Annotated in this window: 25 protein-coding genes; 16 read left to right on the top strand and 9 right to left on the bottom strand. The window is 69.9% G+C overall.

The genetic code is table 11. The features are described 5' to 3' along the window. Nucleotides 1-7: 7 nt before the first annotated feature. Together ACE37J_RS07500 and ACE37J_RS07495 are read right to left on the bottom strand one after the other, a co-directional pair. On the bottom strand, nucleotides 8-2,023 hold the full coding sequence (locus ACE37J_RS07500; protein ID WP_409709443.1) for a chemotaxis protein CheA: 2,016 nt from the start codon (nucleotides 2,021-2,023) through the stop codon (nucleotides 8-10). A gap of 4 nt (nucleotides 2,024-2,027) precedes the next feature. Further along, nucleotides 2,028-2,393 carry a response regulator gene (locus ACE37J_RS07495; RefSeq protein ID WP_409709440.1) on the bottom strand — a complete coding sequence of 122 codons (366 nt, stop codon included), beginning with the start codon at nucleotides 2,391-2,393 and terminating at the stop codon, nucleotides 2,028-2,030. Between the two features lie 206 nt (nucleotides 2,394-2,599). Here ACE37J_RS07495 and ACE37J_RS07490 point away from each other — a divergent pair, with 206 nt between their 5' ends. From ACE37J_RS07490 to ACE37J_RS07430, 13 genes are all read left to right on the top strand, one after another. Then, nucleotides 2,600-4,258: a hypothetical protein gene (locus ACE37J_RS07490; protein WP_409709437.1), complete on the top strand. Its 1,659-nt coding sequence runs from the start codon at nucleotides 2,600-2,602 to the stop codon at nucleotides 4,256-4,258. Nucleotides 4,259-4,370: 112 nt separating this feature from the next. After that, nucleotides 4,371-5,528 (top strand): ABC transporter substrate-binding protein, encoded by a 1,158-nt coding sequence (locus ACE37J_RS07485; protein WP_409709434.1) that lies wholly within the window; start codon nucleotides 4,371-4,373, stop codon nucleotides 5,526-5,528. A 75-nt stretch (nucleotides 5,529-5,603) separates the two neighbouring features. After that, nucleotides 5,604-8,084 carry a methyl-accepting chemotaxis protein gene (locus ACE37J_RS07480; RefSeq protein ID WP_409709431.1) on the top strand — a complete coding sequence of 827 codons (2,481 nt, stop codon included), beginning with the start codon at nucleotides 5,604-5,606 and terminating at the stop codon, nucleotides 8,082-8,084. Between the two features lie 145 nt (nucleotides 8,085-8,229). Then, on the top strand, nucleotides 8,230-10,101 hold the full coding sequence (locus ACE37J_RS07475; RefSeq protein ID WP_409709428.1) for a methyl-accepting chemotaxis protein: 1,872 nt from the start codon (nucleotides 8,230-8,232) through the stop codon (nucleotides 10,099-10,101). 29 nt (nucleotides 10,102-10,130) lie between these two features. Beyond that, nucleotides 10,131-11,162, top strand: coding sequence for a chemotaxis response regulator protein-glutamate methylesterase (locus ACE37J_RS07470; protein WP_409709425.1), 1,032 nt, complete (start codon nucleotides 10,131-10,133; stop codon nucleotides 11,160-11,162). Continuing rightward, nucleotides 11,159-11,704, top strand: coding sequence for a chemotaxis protein CheD (locus tag ACE37J_RS07465; RefSeq protein WP_409709422.1), 546 nt, complete (start codon nucleotides 11,159-11,161; stop codon nucleotides 11,702-11,704). Before ACE37J_RS07470 ends, ACE37J_RS07465 begins: the two co-directional genes overlap by 4 nt. 148 nt (nucleotides 11,705-11,852) lie before the next feature. Continuing rightward, nucleotides 11,853-12,131 (top strand): STAS domain-containing protein, encoded by a 279-nt coding sequence (locus ACE37J_RS07460; protein WP_409709419.1) that lies wholly within the window; start codon nucleotides 11,853-11,855, stop codon nucleotides 12,129-12,131. After that, complete coding sequence (locus ACE37J_RS07455; protein ID WP_409709416.1) at nucleotides 12,128-12,493, top strand: response regulator; 366 nt, start codon at nucleotides 12,128-12,130, stop codon at nucleotides 12,491-12,493. Before ACE37J_RS07460 ends, ACE37J_RS07455 begins: the two co-directional genes overlap by 4 nt. A gap of 12 nt (nucleotides 12,494-12,505) precedes the next feature. Next, complete coding sequence (locus ACE37J_RS07450; protein ID WP_409709413.1) at nucleotides 12,506-14,707, top strand: chemotaxis protein CheA; 2,202 nt, start codon at nucleotides 12,506-12,508, stop codon at nucleotides 14,705-14,707. Between the two features lie 5 nt (nucleotides 14,708-14,712). Beyond that, nucleotides 14,713-15,180, top strand: coding sequence for a chemotaxis protein CheW (locus ACE37J_RS07445; protein WP_409709410.1), 468 nt, complete (start codon nucleotides 14,713-14,715; stop codon nucleotides 15,178-15,180). A gap of 11 nt (nucleotides 15,181-15,191) precedes the next feature. Then, nucleotides 15,192-16,073: a CheR family methyltransferase gene (locus tag ACE37J_RS07440; RefSeq protein ID WP_409709407.1), complete on the top strand. Its 882-nt coding sequence runs from the start codon at nucleotides 15,192-15,194 to the stop codon at nucleotides 16,071-16,073. A 28-nt stretch (nucleotides 16,074-16,101) separates the two neighbouring features. Next, a complete protein-coding gene (locus ACE37J_RS07435) occupies nucleotides 16,102-16,488 on the top strand; it encodes a response regulator (protein WP_409709404.1) in 387 nt (128 codons plus the stop codon). Between the two features lie 14 nt (nucleotides 16,489-16,502). After that, on the top strand, nucleotides 16,503-16,805 hold the full coding sequence (locus tag ACE37J_RS07430; protein ID WP_409709401.1) for a hypothetical protein: 303 nt from the start codon (nucleotides 16,503-16,505) through the stop codon (nucleotides 16,803-16,805). Between the two features lie 121 nt (nucleotides 16,806-16,926). Here the strand turns inward: ACE37J_RS07430 and dapB are convergent, their stop codons facing one another. The 7 genes from dapB to ACE37J_RS07395 form a co-directional block, all read right to left on the bottom strand. Beyond that, nucleotides 16,927-17,736, bottom strand: a complete 810-nt coding sequence (dapB, locus tag ACE37J_RS07425; protein WP_409709397.1) for a 4-hydroxy-tetrahydrodipicolinate reductase — start codon at nucleotides 17,734-17,736, stop codon at nucleotides 16,927-16,929. 209 nt (nucleotides 17,737-17,945) lie between these two features. Continuing rightward, entirely contained in the window at nucleotides 17,946-19,112 is a 1,167-nt protein-coding gene (locus ACE37J_RS07420) for a zinc finger domain-containing protein (RefSeq protein ID WP_409709394.1), read from the bottom strand. A gap of 7 nt (nucleotides 19,113-19,119) precedes the next feature. Next, the gene (locus ACE37J_RS07415; protein WP_409709391.1) at nucleotides 19,120-20,229 is read right to left on the bottom strand and encodes an SPFH domain-containing protein; all 1,110 of its coding nucleotides are present in this window, start codon (nucleotides 20,227-20,229) and stop codon (nucleotides 19,120-19,122) included. Then, entirely contained in the window at nucleotides 20,226-21,068 is an 843-nt protein-coding gene (locus tag ACE37J_RS07410) for a DUF2927 domain-containing protein (protein WP_409709389.1), read from the bottom strand. Before ACE37J_RS07410 ends, ACE37J_RS07415 begins: the two co-directional genes overlap by 4 nt. Before the next feature lie 2 nt (nucleotides 21,069-21,070). Further along, complete coding sequence (locus ACE37J_RS07405) at nucleotides 21,071-22,240, bottom strand: toxic anion resistance protein (RefSeq protein WP_409709386.1); 1,170 nt, start codon at nucleotides 22,238-22,240, stop codon at nucleotides 21,071-21,073. 25 nt (nucleotides 22,241-22,265) lie between these two features. Then, nucleotides 22,266-23,156 carry a 5-bromo-4-chloroindolyl phosphate hydrolysis family protein gene (locus ACE37J_RS07400; RefSeq protein WP_409709383.1) on the bottom strand — a complete coding sequence of 297 codons (891 nt, stop codon included), beginning with the start codon at nucleotides 23,154-23,156 and terminating at the stop codon, nucleotides 22,266-22,268. Nucleotides 23,157-23,319: 163 nt separating this feature from the next. Further along, complete coding sequence (locus ACE37J_RS07395) at nucleotides 23,320-23,715, bottom strand: GFA family protein (protein ID WP_409709380.1); 396 nt, start codon at nucleotides 23,713-23,715, stop codon at nucleotides 23,320-23,322. 141 nt (nucleotides 23,716-23,856) lie between these two features. On the opposite strand from ACE37J_RS07395, the gene rlmB reads away from it, so the two are divergent. The 3 genes from rlmB to ACE37J_RS07380 all read left to right on the top strand — a co-directional run bounded on the left by rlmB (nucleotide 23,857) and on the right by ACE37J_RS07380 (nucleotide 26,937). Further along, a complete protein-coding gene (gene rlmB / locus ACE37J_RS07390) occupies nucleotides 23,857-24,651 on the top strand; it encodes a 23S rRNA (guanosine(2251)-2'-O)-methyltransferase RlmB (protein ID WP_409709377.1) in 795 nt (264 codons plus the stop codon). 421 nt (nucleotides 24,652-25,072) lie between these two features. Then, a complete protein-coding gene (locus tag ACE37J_RS07385) occupies nucleotides 25,073-25,564 on the top strand; it encodes a CoA-binding protein (protein WP_409709908.1) in 492 nt (163 codons plus the stop codon). A 38-nt stretch (nucleotides 25,565-25,602) separates the two neighbouring features. Beyond that, nucleotides 25,603-26,937: an O-acetylhomoserine aminocarboxypropyltransferase/cysteine synthase family protein gene (locus ACE37J_RS07380; protein WP_409709375.1), complete on the top strand. Its 1,335-nt coding sequence runs from the start codon at nucleotides 25,603-25,605 to the stop codon at nucleotides 26,935-26,937. Nucleotides 26,938-26,959: the final 22 nt, after the last annotated feature.

Genomic DNA, 26,959 nt, shown 5'->3' with positions numbered 1-26,959 from the left:
GTGGTCCTCAGGCGGCGTCCCGTCGCGCCGCGAGCGCGCGCCGCGACAGGGATGCGACATCGATGATGAGGGCGACGGAGCCGTCCCCGAGAATGGTGGCGCCGGCGAAGCCCTCGACCTCGCGGTGGAGCGGCCCGAGCGCCTTGATCACGGTCTGGTGCTGGCCGAGGATGTCGTCCACCACGAGACCGATGCGCTTTCCGTCCGCCCGCGCGATCACCACGCGGCGGCGCGGCTCCTCCGAAGCCGCCTCGCCGAAAGCGTCCGCCAGGTCGAGGAAGGGCACGAGATGCTCCCGGATCAGGAGCACGGAGCGGCCCGATTCGTGGCTCCGTTCCTTCGGGTCGAACTCCACGCATTCCTCGACGACGGAGAGCGGCAGCACATAGGCCGCCTCCCCGAGCCGGATCAGCAGCCCCTCGACGATGGCGAGGGTGACTGGCAGGCGCAGCGTCACCCGCGTGCCCGATCCGGAGCGCGACAGCACCTCGATCGAGCCGCGGAGCGCGTCCACCGCGGTGCGTACGGCGTCCATCCCGACGCCGCGGCCGGAGACGGAGGAGAGCTGCTTGGCGGTGGAGAAGCCGGGGGCGAAGATCAGCTGGTGCAGTTCCGCCTCGGTCGGCGTCGAATCGGCGGTCAGGAGCCCCCGCTCAAGCGCCTTGGCGCGGATCGCCTCCGCATCGAGCCCGGCGCCGTCATCCTCGATGGAGATCAGCACCTCCCCGCCCTCCTGCCGGGCGGAAAGAAGGAGGCGACCCTGCGCCGGCTTGCCCGCCGCGCGGCGGCGCTCGGCCTGCTCGATGCCGTGGTCCATGCTGTTGCGGATCATGTGGACGAGCGGCTCGGAGAGCTTGTCCAGCACGGTCTTGTCGATCTCGGTTTCGCCGCCCTCGACAATGAGGTCGACATCCTTGCCGAGTTCGGAGGAGAGGTCGCGCACCACCCGGCGGAACTTTCCGAACACGGTCTCGATCGGGAGCATCCGGATCGAGAGCGTCGAATCACGGAGGCCGGAGACGAGCCGGTCCACCTCCTCGACGACGCCTGCGAGCTCGGGCTCGGCGCTCTGTTCTGCGATCTGCCGAAGCCGAGCCTGAGCGATCACGAGTTCGCCAAGCCGGTCCATGATCTCGTCGAGTCGGGCCGCAGGGATGCGGACCTGATCTGCGGCCGCGCCGGCGGAGGACCGCTTGCCGCCGGGATCGCGCGGGGCCTTGGCGACGGCGGGCGCGGCGTCTTCCGTACGGGCCGGCGCGGCGGCCGCCGCCAGGCCGGCCTCTACCGGCGCGGCGCCCTCGTCCGCGACTTCCTTGATCGAGAGATCGGCGTCGTCCGCGAAGACGAATACCGAATCGATCGCGGCGCGAGACTCGGCTGTCTCCAGCGTCACCGTCCAGGCGAGCTGGGAAAGAGTCGGGTCGAGCGATTCAAGCGGCGACAGTTCCGAGGCGTCGACCACGATCCCGGCAGTCCCGAGCGCGGCGAGTTCGGCGAGGAGAAGGTCCGGCCGCATCCCGTTCCTCAGCGCGTCCGGCGCCGGACGGAAGCGAATCTCCCAACGGCGCGCCCGCGCCGCCAGCTCGGGCTTCTCCTCGGCGTCGGTCGGCGCAGCCTCCGCGGCATGGTCGCCGCCGACCAGCCGCGCGAGGGCGGCGAGCAGCGCCGCCGCGTCGGGCGCGGCGGCCATCGCCTCCGCTTCCGGGCCGTCGCCGCCAAGCTCAAGCAGCGCGGTCATGTGGTCCCGCGCCTTCAGCGAGAGATCGACGAGCGAAGGCGTGACCGAGAGGCGCCCTTCGCGCACCCGGTCGAACGCATCCTCGAAATGATGGGTGAAGCGGGCGAGCACGGTGAACCCGAACATCGAGCCCGAGCCCTTCACGGTGTGAAGCGCGCGGAAGACGGCGTCCACCTTCTCCGGCGCGGGGTCCGATTCGAGATCGAGCAGAAGGGCCTCGAGCCCTTCGAGCTGCTCGCGCGCCTCTGTGATGAAGGTGGCGATGACCGGATTGATTGCGCTCATGGCCTTACCCCGCCAGCTTTTTGGCGACAGCGACGAGCATCGCCGCGTCGAAAGGTTTCGAGATCCAGCCGGTGGCGCCGGCCGCCTTGCCCTCGGCCTTCATCTCCGGCTTGGATTCAGTGGTGAGCATCACCACCGGAACCCCGGCGCCTTTCGGATCGGCCCTGAGGTTCTTGATGAAATCGATGCCGTTCATCACCGGCATGTTGAGGTCCGTGATGACGAAATCGACAGCCTCCGACCGGAACTTCGCCAGACCGTCGGCCCCATGTTCCGCGCCGATAACGCGGTAGCCTTCGGGTTCGAGGGTGAACGCGACCATGTCGCGAATCGCCTTGCTGTCATCCACCGTCAGAACGGTACGGCTCATGCCGCCTCTCCTTCGCTTCCTGATCCGCAGTCGCGCGTCACTTTCAGACCCACGCCTGCCGGCTATCCGATGGGGGCGACCTTCTCCTCGGAGGAGGTGAAGGATCGGTTCACCGGCGCCTAAAACTTGAGGTAGCGGCGGCGGCGCCTTTCACCGCTTGTCAGGATTTGGCGGCCATGCCTTCCCCGCGAGCCAGGGGAGGTGTGATGGAAAGATCCACGGAATTCGACGCGGCGCGGGCCAATGTCGCGGAGCAGGGGAGCCGTAGCGTCAGCGCCTTCGCCGAGGCGGCGGATCGGCTCCGACAGGTGCACGGGGATCTTGGCGCGTTGGGCCGGCAGCTCGATCGGCTTTCGTCCCTTCTCGCCGCGCAGGAGATCGACGGCGACCCGGTGGGGCCGGTCGCCCAGGCCGCGCGCGCGCTCGGCGCGGCGCTCGCCGGCGGCGGGGCGGACCGCGCCTCCGTCTTCGCCGATCTCGAACGCGCCGTCGCCGCGCTGGATCAGATCGAGCGCGAGGTGCGGGAGCTCGGGGCAATCGCTTCAATCACCGTGGTCACCGCGGGTTCGCTCGGGGCCAACGGGCTCGACGTCTATGTCGTGGACCTCCGCCGACTCATCGGCGCTCTCTCCGCCGAATGCGGCCAGCTCGGGCGCGCGATCGAAGGCGTCGGCCTCGCGCTCGGCAGCGCGGACGAGGCCGGGCGTCGGGCCGCCCGCGCGCTCCGCTCCGCCGGCTCCTCGATCGAGGCGGGCAAGGCGCGCCGCGAGGCCATCCGCAGCGAGGCGACGCGGCTGCTGCGCGGCCTCGGCGGAGCCGCGCGCTCTTATGCCGAGGCTGTGTCGCGGGAGACCTCCTCGCTCGTCGCCGCGATACAGTTCTCCGATTCGCTGGCGCAGCGGGTCGAGCATGTAACGACAATGATCGACGGAGCCGAGGGGCGGGAGGGCGCGGTGCGCGCGCTTGTCGCCGCGCAACTCGATGCGCTCGCCGCCGATGCGCGCGCCTCCGCCGCCGGAGCGGACCGCTCGATGGCGCGCCTCGCCTCCGAGGGCGTGCACGTAAGGGACGTGTTCGGCGCCGCAGAGGACGAGGGCGCGGCCGGCGCCGCGCTCCGTTTCCGCCGCTCCGATCTCCAGAAGATCGCCGCGCAGCGCGGGGCGGCGGCGGACGCCGCGAGGATCGCCTCGGAATCGGGCGCCAGCGTGCGCGCGCTTCTCTCGGAGGCGAAGGAGCGTTTCGCCGGACTGACGCGAAGCTCTGCCGGCATCAACCTATCGGCGATCAACGCCATGCTGCTTACCGCGCGCAGCGGCGCCTCGCGCGCGGCGCTCGGCGTCCTTTCCGACGCCGTCCGCGAATGCGCGCAGGAATGCGCCGCACGGGGCGGAGAATGCAGCGAGGCGCTGCGCCGTCTCTCCGAAGCCGCTGCGCCGGAGCGCGGGGCGGCAATCGTCGAGACATCGTCCGCCTTCTCTGCTGCGCTTGAAGATACGGAGAGGCGGCTGCGCGACGCGGAGGAGGCGCTGGCGGAGTTCGAGACGATGCGGCGCGAGGCGGCGGAGACTTCTGGCCGGCTTCTGCCGTCGGTCCGCGGCGCGCGGGAGGCGCTGGCTCAGGTCGCCGCCTCGGCAGCAGGGCTCAGCGAGATTGCGCGCGAGTTCCGCATCGCTGCGCCGCCCTCACCGCCGGCGGCGGCGCTGCTCGAGGATCTCTTCGAACTCTACACGATGGAGCGCGAGCGGGAGGTGCATCTCGCTGTCGTCGGCGGCGGTAAGGCGCGGAGACGCGACGCGCCGGCGCCGAAACCGGCGGCCGAAGCCGCAGCCGCCGCCGAGGATGCGCTGGCAGACATACTTTTCTGAAAATTCCGTCTTTTCCGCCCGATGGGTCGTCGGCGGATCAAAAGCGGGCGCAAGGACCGCGTCTACCCAAATCGACCCAACTCGCGACGTTCAACTTGGATAGGAGATCCACATGTCATTGAGACAGCTCGCAGTGCGCACCGCCTTGGCCCTGACCCTGCCCTTCGCGGCCTTCGCAGACCCTGGCGTCTCGGCCGACAAGGTGACCTTCGGGCAGGTCGCGGCTTTCGAGGGCCCGGCCTCCGCGCTCGGAACCGGGATGCGGACAGGCATCGAGATCGCCTTCGCGGAGGCGAACGGCGCCGGGGGCGTCCACGGGCGGAGCCTCGCGCTGGTGACGGCGGATGACGGCTACGAGCCGAACGCCTCGGCCGCGGCCGTGAGCGCAATGCTCTCCTCCGGCTCGATCTTCGGCCTCATCGGGCCGGTCGGCACGCCCACGTCGGCCGCGACGCAGCCGCTCGCGACCACTGCGGGCGTCCCCTTCGTCGGGCCGTTCACCGGCGCCGGCTTCCTGCGCAACCCGGAATTCGGCAACGTCGTCAATCTCCGCGCCAGCTACGGCGCCGAGACCGAGACCTGGATCGCGCATCTCGTCGATCAGGAGAAGATGACGAAGATCGCGATTCTCTATCAGGACGACGCCTTCGGCCGCGCCGGCCTCGACGGCGTGAACAAGGCGCTCGAGAAGCGCGGCATGACGCTGATCGCCGAGGGCACGTTCACCCGCAACACGGTCGCGGTGAAGTCGGCCCTCCTCGAGATCCGCAAGGCGGAGCCCGAGGCGGTGGTGATGGTCGGCCCCTACAAGCCGATGGCGGAGTTCATCAAGCTCTCCCGCAAGCTCAAGTTCGACCCGACCTTCGTCAACATCTCCTTCGTCGGCTCCAAGGCGCTGGCCGAGGAGCTGGGGCCGGACGGGGACGGGGTGATCGTCAGCCAGGTCGTGCCCTCCCCCTGGGATGCGGGCGTTCCCGTGGTCGCCCGCTACCAGGCCGCGCTGGCCGCGCATGCGCCGGGGCAGGAGCCGGACTTCGTCTCGCTCGAAGGCTACCTGACGGGGCTCATGGCGATCGCCGCGCTCGAAGCGGCGGGTGCTGAGCCAACCCGCGCCGGCTTCCTCGCCGCCGTGCAGGCGATGGCTGCGCATGACCTCGGCGGCGTAACGCTCAGCTTCGGCCCGGGCGACAACCAGGGCCTCGACGCCGTGTTCCTCACCCGGATCGACGCCTCCGGCTCCTTCGCCACGGTGAAGGGCCCGGGCGCCTGACGAGACCCGCCGCAGCCGCGCCCCGCGCGCGGCTGCGGCCATCGCTGTTTGATTCAAAAAATGTAGAGGCTCGCCATGAAACCGCAGAACCTCGACGTGCAGACTATGAAAGCCGGCGCAGGAGTGGGCCGCAGGATCTACCTCGGGTTGGGCGGCGCGATTGCGCTCACCCTTGTCTGCGCCGGCGTCGCGATGGCGGCGTTCCTCGTGATTTCCGGCGCCGTGGAGCAGCTGCGGCAGGAGCGGGTCGGAGCCCTCGTCGGCTCGAAAGCCACGCTGGTCGCCGTCGCGGAACTCGATGAAGCGCTCAGGGCGATGCGCGGCGCGCAGGACGAGGCGGGACTGGAGGCCGGCGCGCAGGCTTTCACCGCTGCGCTCCGCGCGCTGGACGGAACGCTCGCAGCGCGCGCCGGACAGATGGACGAGGGCCTCGCGGCCAGCGCCGACGCGACGCGCAGGGCGGGCGACGCGCTTCTCGCCGCGCGGCGGAAAGACTTCGCGGCCGAGGCGGAGCGCACGGGCGCGCTGAAGCGGCTCAACGCCCTCGCCGTGAGGGCGGAAGAGCAACTTCATCCCATCGTGGACGATGCGAACTTCGAGATGGTTCTCGGAGTCGAAGGCGTCTCGGACAGCGCCGCGACGACAGTGCGCGAACTGGTCGAGAAGGACGTCCGGAAGGTCGAATACGCCCTTCGCGTGCGGGCGGCCGCCAATCTGCTCGCCGGCTCGGCCATTGCGCAAAGCACCGTGTTCGATCCCTCGGTCAAAAGCATCCTTGGCGATTCGGCGACAAGCGCGGAAAATCGTCTGACGGGCGCGCTCGAAGAGCTTCGGGCGCTCGACCCGGCGACGGCGGAAAGCCTCACCGCGCCCAGCCAGACGCTTATCACGGAGACGACCAAGGTGCGTTCGGCCGGAAGCAGCTCGCTCGTCCAGAGTGCGGTGCTGAATGCTGCGCGCGAGCTCGAACTGGCGGTGGATTCGTTGCTCGACGAGAAGGTGTTCGAGCTCACGATCCGCACGGAGGATTCCATCGCCGCTACCGGGGAAACGCTCAAGGCGCTGATGGACGGGCCGTTCAAGATCATGCAGAACCGGATGGAGATCGACAGCTTCATCAACGAGACGATCGCCGCGGTCTATGGCGCGGGCGGCGCGGCGGACCGCGAAGCGGCGCTTGCGGCGCGGGAGGCGCTGGAGCTGGGGCGCAATTCGCTTCGGGCCGCGCGCGATGCGGGCGGAGACATCGGCCTGCTGGCGGAGACCATCGAAGGCATCCTCGCATCGGCCGACCCGGCGACAGGCGTCGGCGCCATGCGCCTGCAGGAGATCGAGGCGGCGGAAGCCGCCGCGCGCGCCGCCCGCGAAGCCGAGGCGGCGATGGCCGCGCTCGCGGACGGCGCCAGAGTGGAGATCGACGGCGCGGTGGCCGGCATCGAGGCGGCAGGCGCGGAGGTGAACGCCGCGATCATGGCCGCGCAGATCGCCCTCGCGGTCGTCGCCGCTCTCGGCCTCGCAATCGGCTTCGTCGCGGTCCGAATGGTCCAGCGATCAGTCGTCGCTCCGCTTCGAGAGCTGGCGGGGCGTACGCGCGACCTGGCGGCAGGCGACCTCGCGCCGATTTCCGGCTTCGAGGACCGGCGTGACGAGATCGGGGAGATGGGGGCGGCGCTGGTCGTCTTCAGAGAGAATCTCGCCCGTTCCCGCGCGCTTGAGACGCGGCTGCAATCGGTGCTCCGGCGCGCGCGGATGAGCGCGCAGTCCGTGGCCGGCGTGAGCGAAAGCCTTCGGGAGAACGCCGAGGCCATCAACGAAGGGACGGTCCGGCAATCCAGCGCCGCGCATGAGGCTTCTGCGGCGATCACCCAGATGTCCTCCAGCCTCCGGCTCATGGCGGACAATTCCGAGGCGACCGACCGGATCGCGCGCGAGATGGCCGAGGCCGCGAACCGCTCCGGCGCGACGGTGCGGGAGGCGCTCGGGGCCATGACCCAGATCGCCGAGCGCATCTCCATCGTGCGGGAGATCGCGCGCCAGACCGACCTCCTTGCGCTCAACGCGGCGGTCGAGGCGGCTCGGGCGGGGGAAAGCGGGCGCGGCTTCGCGGTCGTCGCCGCCGAGGTCCGCAAGCTGGCGGAGCGGAGCCGCGCCGCCTCCGAGGAGATCAACGCGCTCGCATCGCGGACGGTGACGCTCTCCCGCGAGGCGGGAACGTTGCTCGACGATCTGGCGCCGAAGGTCGACAAGACCTCCGGCCTCGTCAAGGAGATCTCGCTCGGGACGCGGGAACAGTCCACCGGCGCCGAGCAGATCGACTCCGCCATCCGGGCGCTGGCGCAAGTGGTGGAGCGCAATCTTTCCGCCGCCGCGGCGGCGCTGGAGACGGCGCAGGACCTTTCCTTCCAGGCCCAGGACCTCACCAGCACGATCGATGACGCCGAAGGTGATTCGGCGGACATGCCGGCCGAGGTTGAAGAAGCGGAAGCGACGGATCCGGAGCCCGAGGATGCGGAGGCTGCCGCGCCCGCGACTGCGCTCGCCACCGCCGAAGCCTGAGACGAAGCCCCCTTAAGGAAGATTTCAGCGAGTCGGGGGCAGAGAGACGGGATGCGGGGCTCCCGAACGTCGCCCCCGCCAGCCCCGGAAAAACCCGGGGCCGGGAATTGGCCTGAAACGCCAGCACAGGAATGGAACGTCCATCATGAATCTCCTCGCCAGACTCTCCTCCTCGGGCAAGAAAGCCGCGGCGGAGACCGCTCAGCCGGCGCCGGCCGAACTCCTGCCTCCGCCGGCGGCGGCGCCGGCGCCCGCGGCCGCGGCGTTCCGCAGGACGCGTTCGGCGCTCATCCTGCTCGACGCCGAGATGCGGCTTGTGGAGGCGAACGAGGCGGCGCTGCGCTTCTTTGCGGAGCGGGCGGAGGCGTTCCAGGCCCTTTGCCGCGATTTCGACCCTGAGAAGCCGCTCGGCGCGAGGCTGGACTTCTTCCCGGCGACGAAGGGCAAGCAGGCAGGGCTCTTCGCCGCGGGCGAGCCCGCGGACGCGGCGTTCGGCGGCATCGTCGTCGAGCTCAACCCTGCGCCGCTTTCGCCCGGCGAGGACGGGCGAGCGGGCTTCGCGGTCGAGCTTCGCGACATGACGGGGGCGATGCAGGCGGCGTTCGGCGACCGCGCGCTCATCCTCGCGATCGAGGCGCGCGAGGCGGTGGCCGAGTTCGACCCTTCGGGCGAACTCGTCCGGGCCAATCCGCTCTTCCTCGAGGCGCTGGGCTATGAGGCGGAGGAGATCGTCGGAAAACCGCATTCGCTTCTCGTCGACGACGCCGAGCGCGAATCGCTCGATTATCGGGATCTCTGGGAACATCTGTTCCGGGGCGATGCGGTGGACGGCTCGTTCCGCCACAAGACCAAGGACGGCGGTGCGGCGCATCTTCGCGGCGGATGGCGCCCGATCGCGGACGTATCCGGCGCCGTGGCGCGGATCGTCTTCATCGGCCGCGACGCGACGGACGAGGAAACTGAGCGCGAGGAGGCGCGGAAGGAGCTCCACCAGGCGGACTCGACGCTCTCCCGCGTCGTCGCCGGGCTCCGTGGCGGCCTGGCCCGCCTCGCCGCCGGCGACCTCTCGTTGCCGATCGACCAGTCCTTCCCCGAGGAATACGAGCAGCTGCGGCATGACTTCAACACGACCCGCACCCGTCTTTCCGATGTGCTGAGGGAGATCGCGTCGGGAGCCGGCGGCATCCGCTCCGGCGTCGGCGAGATCAGCCAGGCGGCGGAGGATCTTTCCCGCCGGACCGAGAGCCAGGCCGCGGCGCAGGAGGAGACGGTCGCGGCGCTGAAGCAGCTCACCGACAGCGTGCGCGCCGCGGCGGCGGACGCCGCCAAGGCGGACGACTTCATCGCCGCCGCCGCCGCCAACGCCCGCGACAACGGCGAGATCGTGGGCCATTCGCTCGACGCGATGCGGAACATCGAGGAATCGTCCGGCAAGATCGCGCAGATCATCGGCGTGATCGACGACATCGCCTTCCAGACGAACCTGCTCGCGCTCAACGCTGGTGTCGAGGCCGCGCGGGCGGGCGAGGCGGGCCGCGGCTTCGCCGTCGTCGCCTCCGAGGTCCGGGCGCTGGCGCAGCGCTGCTCGGACGCCGCGAAGGAGGTAAAGACGCTGATCTCCTCCAGCGCCAGGCAGGTCGAGGAGGGGGCGAGATACGTGGGGCAGACCAGCTCCGCGCTTGAGGAGATCATCGCGACGGTGGGCGAGATCAACGCGCTCGTCGCCGCCATCGCCGGGGCGCTGCGGGAGCAATCCTCAGGCGTGGGCGAGATCATGGCCGCGATGGACCAGCTTGACGGCGTGACGCAGCAGAATGCCGCGATGGTCGAGCAGATGACGGCGGCCGGCCACGAGCTCCGGGAGGATTCGAACCGGCTTGGGGAGATCATCGGCCAGTTCGGCATCGGCGACGGCGGGGAGCGGGAGGCGAGCCCCGCCCGCACCCGCCACGCCCCGCGGACCGAAGGCTCCGCCGCGCTCGCCGTCGATCCCGACGAGGACTGGAACGAGTTCTGAGACGACACAGGCCAGAAGGCGACCTCACCATGCGCAAGACCAGAGTTCTGATCGTCGACGATTCGCGCACCATGCGCCGCCTCATCGCCACGACGCTCCTCCGCGATCCCGAAGTCGAGGTCGTCGGCGAGGCCGGGGACCCCTACGAGGCGCGGGAGGCGATCAAGGCGCTTTCCCCCGATGTCCTGACGCTTGACGTGGAGATGCCGGGGATGGACGGCATCTCCTTCCTCCGCAAGCTGATGCGGCTGCGCCCGACGCCGGTTGTCATGGTCTCGACCCTCACGGCGAGGGGCGCCGCCGTCGCCATCGAGGCGCTGGCGGAGGGCGCTGTGGAATGCGTCTGCAAGCCGGGCCACGGCGATAACGGGGAAAGCTTCGCCGCCCTGCCGGGGATCGTGAAGCTGGCGGCGCGCGCGCGGCTGCGCGGACCGGTCCCCGCCGGAGCGCGGCCGGCGGCGGTCGTCTCGAAGTCCTTCGCACAGGACCGGATCGTGATGATGGGGGCCTCCACCGGCGGGGTGGACGCGCTAAGCGCCATTCTCGGCGGCTGGCCGGCCAACTGCCCGCCAACGCTGATCGTGCAGCACATGCCGGTCGGCTTCACCCGGCTTCTCGCCGCCCGGCTGGACGTCGCCGCCGCGCCAAGGGTGATGGAGGCGGCGAACGGCGCGCCACTTCGCGCGGGGGTCGTCTACATCGCGCCAGGCGGGCCGCTTCACCTCGAGATCGATCCCTCCGGGCGGCATTGCCGGCTTGTCGAGGGACCAAAGATGCACGGCGTCTCCCCGGCGGTGGACAGGCTCTTCGCCTCTGCCGAACCTTCTGCAGCCAAGGTCGCCGCCGCGGTGCTTTCGGGCATGGGGCGCGACGGCGCAGACGGATTGCGCGCCCTGCGCGACGCCGGGGCGCGGACCTTCGCGCAGGACGAGGGGAGTTCGGTCGTCTTCGGCATGCCGCGGGCGGCGGCGGAGGCGGGCGGTGCGGAGCGCGTCCTGCCCCTTGAGAAGATCCGCGACGCGCTGTTGCGCGCCTGCGCCGCCTCCCCGCATCCGGCATGAGCGACAACCCGCCGCGCTCGTCGGCGCATTCCGTTCAGCATGTCATGCAGGGCGAATTCGCCGTTTCTGCCGATCCCGACACAGTTCTTTCGACCCTCCTTGGATCCTGCGTCGCGGCCTGCCTGTACGACCCGTCGGCAAAGCTCGGGGGCATGAACCACTTCCTCCTGCCGGAGACCGGAAGCGACGACACCCGCGCCCGGCTCTACGGCGCGCATCTGATGGAGCTGCTCGTCAACGAACTCCTCCATCTCGGCGCAAGGAAGGAGCGACTCGTCGCAAAACTGTTCGGCGGCGCGAAGGTGGTTTCCGGCCTGAGCCGAATCGGCGATGCAAACGTCGCCTTCGCACAGCGGTTCTTCATGGACGAGGAGATACCGCTGATCGCCGAGAACGTGGGCGGACGGCGCGGGCTCCATCTCCGTTTTCATCCTGCGACGGGCGTCGCCAGAACCCGCCCGATCGCCAAAATCGAGTCGCTGCCGCCGATCCGTGCGGCTGAACCGAAGGAGCCAAGAAATGGCCAGGTCGAACTCTTCTGACCCGCGGACATGGGGCGCGACGAGCGCCCATTCGCGTCTTCTTAAGGACGCGCGCCCTATAAGCCCCGAAGCGCGGGGCCGACGCCCGAAGCGCTTTTCGAGGGCGCGCGGGAGAGGGCCGATGGCGAAAAAATCGAAGGAGCCAGTCGTGAACACCATCGAACTTGAGGCGGCTTTGGGAACCGGCGCGGCCGCCGGATTGGTCGAGGCGCTGCGGGAAAGCCGCGGGGCCGAATTGCGGCTCGACGCGTCGAAGGTCGAATCACTCGGCGCGGCCTGCCTGCAGGCACTGCTCGCAGGGGCTGCGGCCTGGCGGCAGGACGGCGCAAGACTCACCCTGACGGAGCCCTCGGAAGCGTTCCGCGCGGATGCCGCGACGATGGGCGCGACCGCGCTGCTCGCGGAACTCGAGGAGTCGGCGGCGTGACGCTGACCGTGCTCGCGGTGGACGATTCCCGCACGATGCGGGACCTCCTGCGCAAGGCGCTCTCCGAAGCGGGATTCACCGTCCACACAGCGGATGACGGCGTGCACGGACTCGAAACGCTCGAAACCTGCGCGCCCGACGTCATCATCACGGACATCAACATGCCGCGGATGGACGGCTTCGGCTTCATCGAGGCGGTGCGCGGCGACGCGCGCCGCGGGCGCATCCCCATCCTGACGCTCACCACGGAGAGCGCGCCGGAGATGAAGCAGCGCGCGCGCGAGGCTGGGGCCACGGGCTGGATCGTGAAGCCATTCGACAAGGACAAGCTCGTCGCCGCCATCCGGCGCGTGGCGGCGTAAAGGGGGGCGGCGATGAGCGAGCTGGACGAACTCCGCGGCGGCTTCTTCGAGGAATGCGAGGACCTTCTGACCGTCCTCGCAGAAGGGCTGCAACAGCTCTCCGACGGCGACGACGACCGGGAGACGGTGAACGCCGTCTTCCGCGCCGTCCATTCGATCAAGGGCGGCGCGGGGGCCTTCGGGCTCGACGTGCTCGTCAATTTCGCCCACAAGTTCGAGACCTCGCTCAACGAATTGCGCGATGCGCGCATCCCGAAGAGCGAGCATGTCATCGGCGTGTTCCTGCGCGCCTCTGACGTGCTTGCCGATCTCGTCGCCGCGATGCGGGACGAGACGGCGACGGACGACGCCGCGATCGAGGCCTCGCTGGAGGAGATCGTCGCGCTCATCCCCGTGAAGCCCGGCGCGGAGAAGGCGGACGAAAGCTACGCGCCGATGTCGCTCGATTTCGGGGCGGACGAACCGCCCGCCTTCGAACCCGCCTCGCTGGAGACGCTCGACTTCGCGCCGGAGCCGGTCGCCGGCGTCGAAGCGGCGGCCGGGCCAACGGTCTGGCTCCTTACCTTCCGGCCGGCGCCGGGGCTCTACGCCCGCGGAAACGAGCCGCTCCTTCTCCTCCGGGCCCTTGCCGCGCTCGGCCCCTGCGAGATCGAGCTCGACACGGATTCGCTGCCTGCGCTTGGCGATCTCAACCCGGAGGATGCGGGCCTCGCCTGGCGCATCCGGCTGGAGACGGAGGCGAAGGAGGAGGAGATCTTCGAGATCTTCGAATTCGTGGCCGACGATTGCGCGCTGGAGGCCGCGCCCGCCGGGAGCGGGCCGGCGGAGACCCCCGCGGAGGCCCCCGCCTTCGAGGCGCCGGCCTTCGAGCCCGCGCCGGAGCCGGCGGCCGCCGCCGAATCCGCTCCCGCAGAACCCGCGCCCGCGCCCGCACCAGCGCCCGCGAAGGCCGCCGCGCCAAAGGGCGAGGAGAGCGGGAAAGCGGCGGAGGGCAAGAGCGGGGACGGTGCGAAAGCGTCGATCCGGGTCGATACAGACCGCATCGAGCGGCTCGTCAACCTCGCCGGGGAACTCGTCATCACCCACGCGATGCTGACGCAGCGCATCGCGGAGGCCGGGCTGGCCCGGCACGCGGCCATCGCCGAAGGGCTGGACGAATTCCGGATGCTGACGCGCGACGTGCAGGAAAGCGTCATGGCGATCCGGGCGCAGCCCGTCCGCCCGCTTTTCCAGCGCATGACGCGGATCGTGCGCGAGGCCGCGCATGCGACGGGAAAGTCGGTGAAGCTGGTGACCGAGGGCGAAGGCACGGAGGTGGACAAGACCATCGTCGAGCGCCTTGCCGACCCGCTGACGCACATGATCCGCAACGCGGTCGATCACGGGATCGAATCGGCGGAAAAACGCGCCGATGCGGGCAAGCCCGCCGAGGGTACGATCCGCCTCTCCGCCGCGCAGCGCTCGGGCCGGATCGTGATCGAGATCGCGGATGACGGGGCCGGGATCAACCGCCCTCGCGTCCTCTCCATCGCCAAGGAGAAGAAGCTCATTCCCGCCGATGCGGAGCTGAGCGATTCGGAAATCGACAACCTTCTCTTCATGCCGGGCTTCTCCACAGCCAAGGAGGTCTCGGCCCTTTCAGGCCGGGGCGTCGGCATGGACGTGGTGAAGCGAGCGATCCAGGCGCTCGGCGGGCGCACGATCATTTCCTCGAAGCCGGGCGCGGGCAGCGTCTTTTCGATCAGCCTGCCGCTCACCCTCGCGGTGCTCGACGGCGTCGTGGTCCGCGTCTCCGACCAGACGCTCGTCGCGCCGCTTGCCGCAATTGTCGAGACCTGCCGGCCCACGAAGGCCGATTTGAAGCGCATGGGCCCGCGTGACCATGTCTTGCTCGTGCGCGGCGAGCCGCTGCCGATCGTGGACATCGGGGCGGAGCTCGGCTTCCGCCAGCCCGTCGAAAGCCCGCTCGAATCGGTGCTGATGGTGGCCGAGACGGAGGGCGGCGCGCGCTGCGCGCTGCTGGTGGACGATATCTTCGACCAGCGGCAGGTCGTCATCAAGGGGCTGGAAGAGGGCTTCGGCAGGACCAGGGGCGTCGCGGCCGCGACCATACTCGGGGACGGGCGCATCGCGCTCATCCTCGACGTGGACGCGCTCGTGCGCGAAGCGACCGGGCCCGGCGGGGCGGGGCATGTCATGGCGTTGACGGGATGAGCGAGATGAACGAAGCGCAAGCGGATCGCAGGGTCGCTCGCCGGGAAGTCGTCGTCTTCCGGGTGTGCGAGGACGAATACTGCATCGCCATAGGCTCCGTGCGGGAGATCAGGCGCTGGAGCGAGGCGACGCGCCTGCCACGCACGCCGCACTTCGTGAAGGGTGTCATCAACCTACGCGGCGTCGTGCTGCCGGTGATCGACTTCGCGGCGCGGATCGGCCTCGGCGACACGGCGACGACAAGCCGGCACTCGACCATCGTGGTCGAGGTGCGCGGCCATCTGCTCGGCCTTCTGGTGGAGACGGTGACCGACATCCTCTCGATCCCGGAAACCGACTTCCAGCCGACGCCCGCGCTCGCCGGGGACGAAACCAACGAGATGGTCTCCGGCGTCATCCTGCTGAACGACCGGCTGCTCCGAATCGTGGATGTCGAGCGCTTCGCGCCGCATGTCGAGTCCGAGCCGGCCTGAGGGGGATGAAGGTGACGCTGCCTTTCGAGATGCCCTCGAGACGCCGGGAGATCGGCCCGGAAGCCTTCGGTCGGATCGCCGCGGCGCTGCGGCGCGAGGCGGGCATCGCCCTCGCGCCGGAGAAGGTCGCGCTTGTCCACGGGCGGCTCTCGCGCCGGGTGCGCACGCTCGCGCTCGACGGGTTCGAAGCCTATTGCGACCTGATCGAGAGCCGGGAGGGCGCGGCGGAGCTGCGGGCGATGGTCAACGCGCTCACCACGAACGTCACCCGCTTCTTCCGCGAGCCGCATCACTTCAAGGAGCTGCGGGAGGATACGCTGCCGCGCCTCGTCGCCGCCGCCCGTGCGGGCGCGCCAGCGACGATCTGGTCGGCCGGATGCTCGACCGGCGAGGAGCCCTATTCCATCGCCCTCTGCCTGCTCGACCTCGCGCCCGACGCAGCGGCGCTCGGGATTCGGATCCTCGCGACCGACCTCAACCCGGTGGTTCTCGAGACCGGTCGCCGGGGCGTCTATCTTGCGGAGGCCCTTGAGCCCGCGCCTGGCGCGCTCGTCCGCGGGCGCTTCGAGGCGGCGCCGCCCGGGGCGGACGGGGCGCCGCGGCTTCGCGCAGGGGAGGCGCTGCGCGCGCTCATCGCTTTCAAGCGGCTCAACCTCGTCGGCCCCTGGCCCTTCACCCGCGCCTTCGACGCGATCTTCTGCCGGAATGTCCTGATCTATTTCGACAGCCCTACTCAGGACGAAGTGCTCCGGCGTTTCGCCGGGGCTACGGCCGAAGGAGGGCGGCTCTTCCTCGGCCATTCCGAACGACTCGGCCAGGCCTCGACCCAGCTCTTCGACCGGGGCGGCGTCACCTCCTACATCCGCAACGCGAAGCCTGCGCCCGCCGTGTGAGCGGACGCCGACAGACAAGGAACTGAACATGCCCCTTCGCGACACGATCAAGATCATGGTGGTGGACGACATGACCATCAGCCGCCAGCTGATCACGATGGGCCTCGACAAGATGGGGGTGAAGAACGTCGTCCCGATGCCGGGGCCGCAGGCGGCGCTGAAGACGCTGGAGACGACGCCAGTCCACCTCATCATCTCGGACTACAACATGCCAGGCATGGACGGGCTCGAATTCCTGCTCGCGCTCCGCAAGAGCGAGCGGACGCGGAAGGTCGGCTTCATCATGGTGACGGGGGAACATGACCCCGTGGTGGCCGATCTCGGCAAGCGGCTCGGGATGCACAACTACCTCAAGAAGCCGTTCAACGATGCGGGCCTCAAGAACTGCATCGAAGCCGTGACGGGGCCGCTCTGACCGTGGCGGGAGGGATGAGCCTGCCGCTCCCGCTCGCGCTCGACCGGATCTCGGAGGAGCTGGCGCGCCTTCATGGCCGCGCGCTTGCCCTGCAGGACGCCGCCTCCGGCGGCGGCGCCGCGATGCAGGATCTCGACCGGATGACGCAGGAGCTGGAGGCGCTTTCCGGCTTCGTCGGCGGGATGGCGGGCCTTGCGCAGGAGGGCGGGACGGAGTTCGGCCCGCTCCTCGCCGCCGTTCATCTCGGCGACATCCGGGCGCGGCTCGCCGGGGAGGCGGGCGCTGCGGAGGGCGCGGGCGACCTCGAAATGCTCTGAGTCGGTTCGGAGGGTTGTCCGTGCGAACCGGATCGCCGGTACGCACGGATGAGGCGACAAAACGAGAAGTCCGCCTGTCTTGGCTTCTGTTCCGACTGATCCAGTCAGAACTGAACCCGCTCTAGGCGAGCCCGAGCACGTCCATCATCGAATAGGCGCCGGGCTTGCGGCCCCTGCCCCAGAGCGCGGCCTTCACCGCGCCGCGGGCGAAGAGCATCCGGTCCGTCGCGACATGGCGGAGGATCACGCGCTCGCCTTCGCCTGCGAAGATCACGTCATGCTCGCCCACGACGTCCCCGCCGCGGAGGGCGGCGAAGCCGATATGGCCGCGCCTGCGCGCGCCCGTCTCCCCGTCCCGCCCCCGGTCCGCCACCGCGTCGAGCCTCACGCCGCGGCCCGCGGCCGCCGCCTCCCCGAACATCAGGGCGGTGCCGGAGGGCGCGTCGACCTTCCGGTTGTGGTGCATCTCCACGATCTCGATGTCGAAATCCGGGCCGAGCGCGGCGGCGACCTTCCGCGTCAGCGCCGCGAGGAGGTTGACGCCGAGGGACATGTTGCCGGCCCGCACGATCACGGCATGGCGGGCGGCGGAGTCCAGCGCCTCGATATCGGCGGGGGAGAGCCCGGTCGTCCCGATCACGTGGACGGCGCGGGCCTGCGCGGCGAGTTCGGCATGGGCCACGGTCGCCGCGGGGGACGTGAAGTCCAGAACGGCTTCCGCCTTGGCGAAGACCTCGAGCGGGTCCGTCTCCACAGGCACGCCGGTCGCCGCGCCGCCGAGACATTCGCCAAGGTCGCGGCCAGCCCATTCGTGGCCTGGGCGCTCGGTGACGCCGATCAGGCGGCAGCCCTCCGCCTCCTCCACGGCGCGGATCAGCATCCGGCCCATCCGGCCCGAGGCGCCCGTGACGGCGACGTTCATCGGCTCCATTGGTTCCCTCCCGTTGACGCGCTTCTGCTCGCCTCTCGGCGGCGTCGGGTCAAGGGCGGAGGACGAAGGCGAGTGTGTGCACACAGTGTGCAGGGGGTTCATCTATCTGATATTAATGATAAATCAGAAATTGGTACAAAAAAGGATCCACGCCGAAACGGGCGGGAACGCCCCTTCCCTCCCCTTGTGCGGGGAGCGCCTCGCGCGACTTATCGCAACGCCCCCGTCGCTTGGAGCGCGTAGCCGACCGCCCCGGCCGCGAGCGCGCCGAGGATCACGGCGACGGCGATCTTCCAGGCGGAATACGGCCGCTCCCCCTGCACCGCCCCGGTGCGGCCGTTCACGATGAAGCGGTAGGTCTCCCCCCGATACTTGTAGGCGGCGAGCCAGACGGGGAGGAGGACATGCTTGAAGCTCGTCCGCCCGAGCCGCGTCTCCGCCGCGTCGATCCTCTGCCGGTCGCCGCCGATGTCGAAGCGGATGTCGCGCTCGATGACCTGATCCATGATCCGCCGCGCCTCCGCCCATCCCTCGTCGAGCGGCACGGTGTAGGCCTCGGCCCGGAAGCCGGCGAGATAGGCGGGCTGATAGGGGCGGAGGGCGGAAAGGTCCCACGGCCCCAGCCGGTCCGCGTGTTTCTTCGGCAGCGAGCGGGAGGCGAGCACCAGCACGTCGTCGAAGAACCGGGCGACGCGGCCCGAGCGCGGCGTCCAGCGCACTTTCGGCACTTGCCGGGCCTGCATCTGCGTCTTGCCGTTCACCGTCACCGGCACACGCTGCGTGACGTAGTAGACGTCCCCGCGCTGGCCCCGATAGCTAGTCTCCGTCTGCGCATCATAAGTCCAGTAGGGGACGTAGAGGCCCTGCATCGGGCGGCCCGCGCGGGCATAGTCCTGCAGCCCCGAGGGCGCGAACCAGAGCCGGCCCAGCCAGTCGTTCATCGCCTTCCGCGCGTCCCGCTCCGTCAGCGCGAAGGGCAGCACGCCCTTCGGCTTGATATGGCGGTTGGCGGCGGTCTGCGTGACTATCGGGGAGGCGCAGAAGGGGCAGGTTCCGGCATGGGTCTTGTCGTCGAACTCCACGTCGGCGCCGCAGGAATCGCAATGGATTGTCCGCGTCTCCTCCATCTCGGAGGCGTCGAGCGCGCCGGCGAGGGCGGCGGCGAGGTCCTGCTCCTCCAGCGCGCCCTTCGCCTCGCCGCGCGCGACGGCCCAGGGGGAGGCCCAGGGAGCGTCCTGCGCGTCGATCTCGTTCTCCGCCCCGCAGAACGGGCAGGCGACATGCCGCGCCCCCGGCGCATAGGCGAGGGCGGCGCCGCAGCTTTCGCAGGGAAAGCGGGAGGGCTCCGGGGCGGCTTCGGGAGCGGCCTCGTTCATGCCGGGCTCAGGCGGGCGGGGGCGGCGGCGGGGGCATGACGGTGAAGAGGCGTGCGAGCTCGGCCACGTCCTCCGCCGGCTTCCAGCCCTCGTAGCCGGGGGACCAGACGAGCGTGGCGCGGGAGAAGGCGCCCTCCGCCGCCATGCGGCCGAGATGGCCGAGGCCATAGGGCCCCTTCGTCGCCCCGTTCTCCACCAGATGCCAGACGCGCTCCGGCGCGGGGGGCGGCGGCGGGGGCGCTGCGGCATGCGCGCCCCAGGGTCCGGGCTGACCCGCTTGAGCCATCGCGATTCCCATGCCCATGCCGAGGCCGGCGCCCATGCCGGCCCCTGCCCCGCCCGGATTCTCCGCCGCCGCGCGCATCGCCTCCGCCTGCGTATAGGCCGCATATTTCGAGAGGTCGCCGACCACGCCCATGGAGGTCCGCCGGTCCAGCGCCTTCTCCACCTCCTCGGGCAGCGAGATGTTCTCGATCATCAGCGCCGGCGTCTCGACGCCGTATTCCGCGAGTTCCGGCGCGATCTTCTTCCGCAGAAGCTCCGCCAGCTCGCCCATGTTCGCCGCGAGGTCGAGCGCGGGGATGCCGCTCGCCGCCAGCGCGACGGCGAAGCGGGAAACGATGACGTTGCGAAGCTGGAAGGTCACCTCTTCCGTCGTCACCTCCCCGTCCGTCCCCACGATCTCCCGCAGGAACAGCGCCGGGTCGATCACGCGGGCGGAATAGGTCCCGAAGGCGCGGAGCCGCACGGGGCCGAATTCCGGGTCGCGCAGCATGATCGGGTTCTTCGTGCCCCATTTCAGATCCTGGAAGCGGCGGGTGGAGACGAAGTAGATCTCCGACTTGAAGGGGGACTTGAAGCCATGGTCCCAGTGCCGGAGCGTCGTCATCACCGGCATGTTGTTCGTCTCGAGCATGTAGAGCCCGGGCTGGAACACGTCCGCCAGCTGGCCCTCATGGACGAAGACGGCCGCCTGCCCCTCCCGCACGGTCAGCTTCGCGCCGTACTTGATCTCGTTGCCATGGCGCTCGAAGCGCCAGACCATCGTGTCCCGCGTGTCGTCCGTCCATTCGATGACGTCGATGAACTCGCCCGTCAGCTTGTTCCACAGGCTCATCTCAGCCCTCCCCGCCCTTCGGGCCGCATCTCGTCGATGATCGCCGTGACGATCGGCGCCGCCTCCGCCGCCTCCATGCCGGGCCTGAGCCGCTCGTCATAGAGGATGCGGAGGAGATATTCGTCATGCTCGGTCAGGAGCGCGAATTCCTGGTCGTCGTTGAAGATCGAGGGGCGCACGTCGTCATCGTCGTTCATCAGGCCGAGCGTCTGCGCGAATTCCTCATGGATGCAGGAGCGGCGGAGGAGGCCCTGCAATTCCGCCTTGATGAAGATCATCGCCCCGGTGATCCGCCCGCTCGCCGCATCGCCATAGCCGACCTGCCCGATGCAGGGATAGGCGACATCCTGCACCCAGCGGGCGACCAGCGGCATCCGCGCGCTCGCCCCGTCCGCCTCCAGCGCGGAGAGGAAGACGCGCCGCTCCTCCGGCCCGAGGATGAGGATCGAGAGGTTCGGCTCCTCCGCCCGCGTCTCGCCGAGGTCCAGCCCGGTGATCGCGGCGAGGCGGGAGGAGAGGGCGCGGTATTCGGACCGATCCTCCGCCGTCGCCCCCTGCCCTACGATGCGCCAGCGCACCGGCTCGTCCCAGCGGCTGAGGCGGGTCGCCGTCCGCTCCTGCAAGAGCGTCGCGCCCTCCCGCCGGTATTCCCTGTTGAGGGCGATCCGCTCGAAATTCGTGGCGAGGTCGGCGTTCGAATAGGGCGCGTCCGCCGGCGCCGTCTCTTCCCGCAAGCCGCCGTCGGCGGCGAGGAGCGCGGCGTAGTCCCGATAGAGCGCCGCGTCCCCGCCGGCGCAACCGGCGAGGAGGGGGAGGGAGAGGAGCCAGGCGGCGCGCATCGTCAGCCTGCGGGGCCGGCGGCGGGGCGGGGGGCGCGGGCGGCGGCGAGGGCGGATTTGAGCTCGCCCTCCATCTTCCGCAATTCGTCCTCCGCCGCGGCGCGGCGGGCCTTGCCCTCGTCCGCGATCTGGAGGCTTTCCTCGATCGTGGCGATCAGCGTCGCGTTCGCCTCCTTCACCGCCTCGATGTCGAAGACGCCGCGCTCCATCTGCCGGCGCACCTCGGCGTTCGCGTCCTTCAGGTTGGCGGCGTTCTTCTTCAGGAGCTCGTTGGTCAGGTCAGTCGCCTGCTTCACCGTCTCCGCCGCCTCGCGGGAGCGGAAGATCGTCACCGCCTGCGCCAGCTGAGTCTCCCAGAGGGGGACGGTGTTGACGAGCGTCGAGTTGATCTTGTTGACGAGGCTCTTGTCGTTCTCCTGCACCAGCCGGATCGAGGGGAGGGATTGCATGGTGACCTGCCGCGTGAGGCGGAGGTCATGCACCCGGCGTTCGAGATCGTCGCGCGCGGCGCGAAGGTCGCGCAGCTCCTGCGCCTTCATCACGCCCTCCTCCTCCGGCGCGGCCTTCACCTCCGCTTCCTTCGCCGGGATCTCCTCCTCGTCGAGCCGGCGCAGCTTCTCGTCCCCCGCGGCGATGAAGACGGCGAGGTCGTTGTAGAAGGCGAGGCTGGATTCATAGAGCCGGTCCAGCGCCTTGATGTCCTTCAGCAGCACAGTCTCGTGGGCGAGGAGCTCGTCCGAGACGCGGTCGATCTGGCCGCGCACGTTCTCGTATTTCGCGATGAACTCGGCCACCGGCCGGGCCTTGCCGAAGAGCCGCTCGAAGAAGCTCTGCTTGCGGTTCGGGTCCAGCTCGTCCGCGTCGAAGCCGCGGATGTTCGTGACCATCTCGCGGAGACTCGCGCCGGCGGGGCCGACATCCTTGTTCCTGACGCCGTCGAGCATGGCGGCGGAGATGGTCTGGAGCTCCGTCTGCGCGGCGGAGCCGAACTTGATGATCGACTGGCTGTCGGTCATGTCGAGCTGGCCGATCACCGCCTCGACCCGCGCGCGCTCCTCCGGATCCATCCTGTCCGCCACCACGATGTCGGCGGCGGGCTGCGGCAGGAGGGCGGCGGTGACGGCCTCGGCGTCCCGAAGGGCCGCCTCGGCCTTGGCGCGGATCTCGCTCATCTCTCTCTCTCCTCGTTCCGGCGCGTCAGCGCGCGCCTTCCTGTTGCAGGCGGCCCCGGAGGACCTCGATCTCGATCTCGAGCGCGGTCTGGTCTTCCGCCATCAGGCTCTGCCGCGTCTTGGCGAAGCTGCCCTCCAGGTCGGCGAGCAGGGCCTCATAGGGTCCGCGAAGGCCCTCCGTGGCGCCTTTCGCGCTGGCGTTGGCGTATTGCAGCGTCGCGTCGCGGAGGCCGACGAGATGGACGGAGAGGAAACGGCGGGCGCGGGCCATGTCCCGCGGATCCTCCGCGATCTCCTTCAGGATGTCCCGCGCGGCGTAGGCGAGCCGGTCGATCCGCCCCTCCAGCGCCCGGTCGCGGAGCGCGGCGGCGGCCTTCGCCGTCTCCTCCACCACGCGCTCCGCCTCCTCCAGCTTCGTGGCCACCCGGTCGAGATCGACCGGCGTGATCCCGGCGCCGCCTTTGGCGCGCATCGGATCGGGGCCGAAGGCGAACACATGCGCCGCCCCTGCGACGGCGCCGTAGAAGATCGCAAGCGGGGCCGCTGCGGCGCCCGAAAGGAAGGCGACTGCGCCAATGGCGAGCGCCGTCAGCGCCGCGGCGGTCAGTTTCCGCGGAAAGGCGGGCGGGCGGGCGACGATCCGCTCGTCATAGGCGTCCTGCGCCTTCATCCCGTCCCCGGTCAGCTTCGCCGCGAGCATGAGCGCGGCCCAGCCGCCGGCGGACCAGAGGATCTGCAGGAGGTCGGCCGTCGCCATGCCCCAGATCGCGGAGAAGATGAGCGGCGTCGGCGCGAGACGGAGGCCGAGCACACGGAACGAAAACCACTTGAGCCGGAGGCCGGAGAAGCCGCCGCGCCCGCCCGCAGGCGCCCCGCCCGGCGAATGCGCCCCGCCGAAACGCCGCGCGCCGCTCATTGGACGAAGTTCGCCAGAAGCGCGACCGGCTCCGCCACCAGCGCGGCGCAGGAGGTCATCGCGACGGTCAGAACAAGGACGAGGTAGGCGGCGGTCTTCACGACAGGCTCTCCCGGGGCGGCGACGCGCCGCCCGGCGAATATAGGCGCCTCCGCCGCCCGCGTCAGTCCGATTCCGGGAAGACGAGGGCGCCGGGGGCGATTTCGTAGTAATCGCCCTTCGATGCGGCGAAGATGTGACGCTCGATCGTGAGCCCGGTCGGCCCGTCGAGCGTTCCGGCCCAGATCGAGATCCGGCCCGACCCGTCCTTTCGCCAGAAGAGGTTGGAGCCGCAGCGGGCGCAGAAGCCGCGCTCCGCCTCCGCGGAGGAGCGATACCAGGCGAGCGTCTCGCTCGCGGTCAGCGTCAGCGCCTCCGCCGGCGCCCCGGTCGCCGCCACATGATGGCCCGTGGTCTTGCGGCATTGCGAGCAATGGCAGGCCACGACGGGGCGGAGCGGCCCCCTGACCTCGTATCTCACCCCGCCGCAGAGGCAGGAGCCCTTGTGATCATCCGCCATCGTCTCTCCTCCCGCGCTTGCGCCAGTCCCGAAATCGCCCGCCGTCGCGCAGCGCCGCATCATGCCCGAACCCGAATCCGATCGCATGACGGGCAAGCGGCGCCGATGGTCTTTCCCGCGCCGCCGCGCTATGGCGAGGCCATGAGCGAGACCCGCCCGCAGAAGCCCGCCTGGGTGATAGAGAAGGAGCGCGCACGCCGCGAGGGGCCGGCCCCCGTCTGGCTCTTCGGCCTCCATGCGGTGCGGGACGCGCTGCTGAACCCGGCCCGCGCGCATGAGCGGCTCGTCGTGACCCGCAACGCGGCGGAGAAGCTCTCCGAGGCCATCGCCGCCTGCGGCGTCAAGCCCGAGGAGGCGGCCCCGCGGCGCTTCCCGGCCCCGCTCGATCCGGGCTCGGTGCATCAGGGCGCGGCGCTGCTGACCCGCCCGCTGGACTGGGGCGGGGTGGAGGAGACCTGCGCGCCGACGGAGGCGGACCCGGCGCCCGTCGTCCTCCTCCTTGACCGCGTGACCGACCCGCACAATGTCGGCGCGATTCTCCGCTCGGCCGAGGTCTTCGGCGCGCGCGCGGTGATCGCCCCGCTCCGCCATGCGGCGCCGGAGACGGGGGCGCTGGCGAAATCGGCCTCCGGCGCGCTGGAGCGGCAGCCCTATCTCCGCGTGAAGAACCTCTCCGAGACGATGGAGCGGCTGCGCGCGCTCGGCTTCCGGCTCGTCGGGCTCGACGGCGCGGCGGAGGCGGAGATTAGCGAGGCGGTCGCGCCGGCGGGGCCGATCGGGCTCGTGCTCGGCGCGGAAGGGCCCGGACTCAGGGAGAAATCGCGCGAGGGCTGCGATCTCCTCGCCCGCATCCCCTTCGCCGGGAGCTTCGGCTCCCTTAACGTCTCGAACGCCGCCGCCATTTCGCTCTACGCGGCGCGGACGGCGCGCCGCTGAGGCGCGAATCTCTCCGTAGCGCATGGCGCCTCTCCGGCTGCCGCCGCCCGGCGCGCGCAACGGGCTTGTTACAGGCGCGCGCAGCTTCGTGAGATTCGTTGACGAAGGGCGCCGGCAAGCGCAACTCTCACGCGAGACCTGCAACATTCTGGCGAAAAAGGGTTTTCCGAACGGCTCGGCAAGGTCGCCCGAACCGTTGTGCGAAAATGAACACCGCCTGCAACAATTCGACATAAAAGGGGGAGCAACGGCTGGCCGATTGCTGCTGTAACACCCACATGAGTTTTGAAGGCGGATCGAGAGGTTCCCTTCATCCACTCACTGTCCCTCGTTCTGACTGCGCCCGCTTCGGCGGGCGTTTTTTTTGGCTGGGGCCCTTCCGCCGCGCCCCGCCGCGCGGCAGGATCGGGGAATGAACGACATGCCCGAAAAACCCTCCGACAAGGCGCTGAGATCGCTTCTCGGGCGGGTGAAGACCATCGCGCTCGTCGGGGTCTCGACCAATCCGGTGCGCCCCTCCTTCTATGTCGGCCGCTATCTGAAGCTGAAGGGTTGGCGCGTCCTGCCGGTGAACCCGGTCTATCCGGGGGAGACGGTGTTCGGCGAGCCCATCGCGCCCTCCCTCGCCGCGCTGGCGGAGGCGGGCGAGCGGGTGGACATGGTGGACATCTTCCGCCGCTCCTCCGAGGCGGGGGCCGTGGTGGACGAGGCGCTGGAGCATTTCGGCGACAGGGGGCTCAAGGCGATCTGGATGCAGATCGGCGTCGTCGACGAGGCGGCGGCGGCGCGGGCGCGGGACCGCGGCGTCGAAGTCGTGATGAATCTCTGCCCGAAGATGGAATGGCAGCGCCTTGTCGGCGAGCTTTCGATGGGCGGCTTCAATTCCGGGCGCTTGTCGTCGAAGCTGAGTTAGGCGAAAGATCGCGCAAACTCGACAACAGGGAGGCCCGCATGGCCGAGCGCACTTACGGATTCGACACGCTTCAGATCCACGCCGGCGCGAGGCCGGACCCGGCGACCGGCGCGCGCCAGACGCCGATCTACCAGAACACCGCCTATGTGTTCCGCGATGCGGACCATGCGGCGGCGCTCTTCAACCTGCAGGAAGTCGGCTACATCTACTCGCGGCTCACCAACCCGACGGTGAGCGCGCTGCAGGAACGAGTCGCCGCGCTCGAAGGCGGCGTCGGCGCGGTGGCCTGCGCCTCGGGCCATGCGGCGCAGATCATGGCGCTCTTCCCGCTGATGGGGCCGGGGGCGAATTTCGTCGCCTCGAACCGGCTCTATGGCGGCTCGATCACCCAGTTCAGCCAGACCTTCAAGCGCTTCGGCTGGGAATGCCGCTTCGTCGATTTCGAGGACACGTCGGCGATCCGCAAGGCGATCGACGCGAACACGAAGGCGATCTTCTGCGAGTCCATCGCCAACCCCGGCGGCTACATCACCGACCTCGAAAAGATCGGGAAGCTGGCGGAGAAGGAGAAGCTGCCGCTGATCGTGGACAACACCTCCGCGAGCCCGTTCCTCTGCCGCCCGTTCGACTGGGGCGCGACGCAGGTGGTGCATTCGACGACGAAATATCTCTCCGGCAACGGCACCTCCATGGGCGGGATCGTCGTCGATTCGGGCAAGTTCGACTGGATCGCGGCGGGCAAGCATCCCTCCATGATCGAGCCGGAGCCCGCCTATCACGGGCTGAAATTCGCGGAGACCTTCGGGCCGCTCGCCTATACGTTCCACGGCATCGCCATCGGGCTCCGCGACCTCGGCATGTGCCAGGCGCCGATGAACGCCTTCCAGACCCTGCTCGGGATCGAGACGCTCTCGCTCCGCATGGCGAAGCATTGCGAGAACGCGAAGCGGGTGGCGGAGTTCCTCGCCGGGCATCCGGCGGTCGAATACGTCTCCTATGCCGGGCTCGACACCAGCCCCTATGCGCTCCGGGCGCGGAAATACACGCCGAAGGGCTCCGGGGCGATCTTCACCTTCGGGGTGAAGGGGGGGTACGAAAGCTGCCTGAAGCTGGTCGATGCGGTCGAGATTTTCAGCCATGTCGCGAATCTCGGGGATTCCCGGTCCCTCATCATCCATTCCGCCTCCACCACGCACCGGCAGCTGACGCCGGAGCAGCAGGCGGCGGCGGGGGCGGGGCCGGAGGTCGTGCGCCTTTCGATCGGGATCGAGGACGCGGCGGACCTGATCGCCGATCTCGAACAGGCGCTGGACAAGGCTTGCGGGGCGGCGGCGAAGCCGGCTCCGAAGAGCGCGAAAAAGAAGAAGAAGTGATCGGCCGGCGCCGGCCGGCCGG

The organism is Pikeienuella sp. (assembly GCF_046290545.1).
Classification (GTDB): domain Bacteria; phylum Pseudomonadota; class Alphaproteobacteria; order Rhodobacterales; family Rhodobacteraceae; genus Pikeienuella.
Note: the sequence above shows the minus strand (reverse complement) of the source record. Positions and strands in the feature narration are given on the sequence as shown.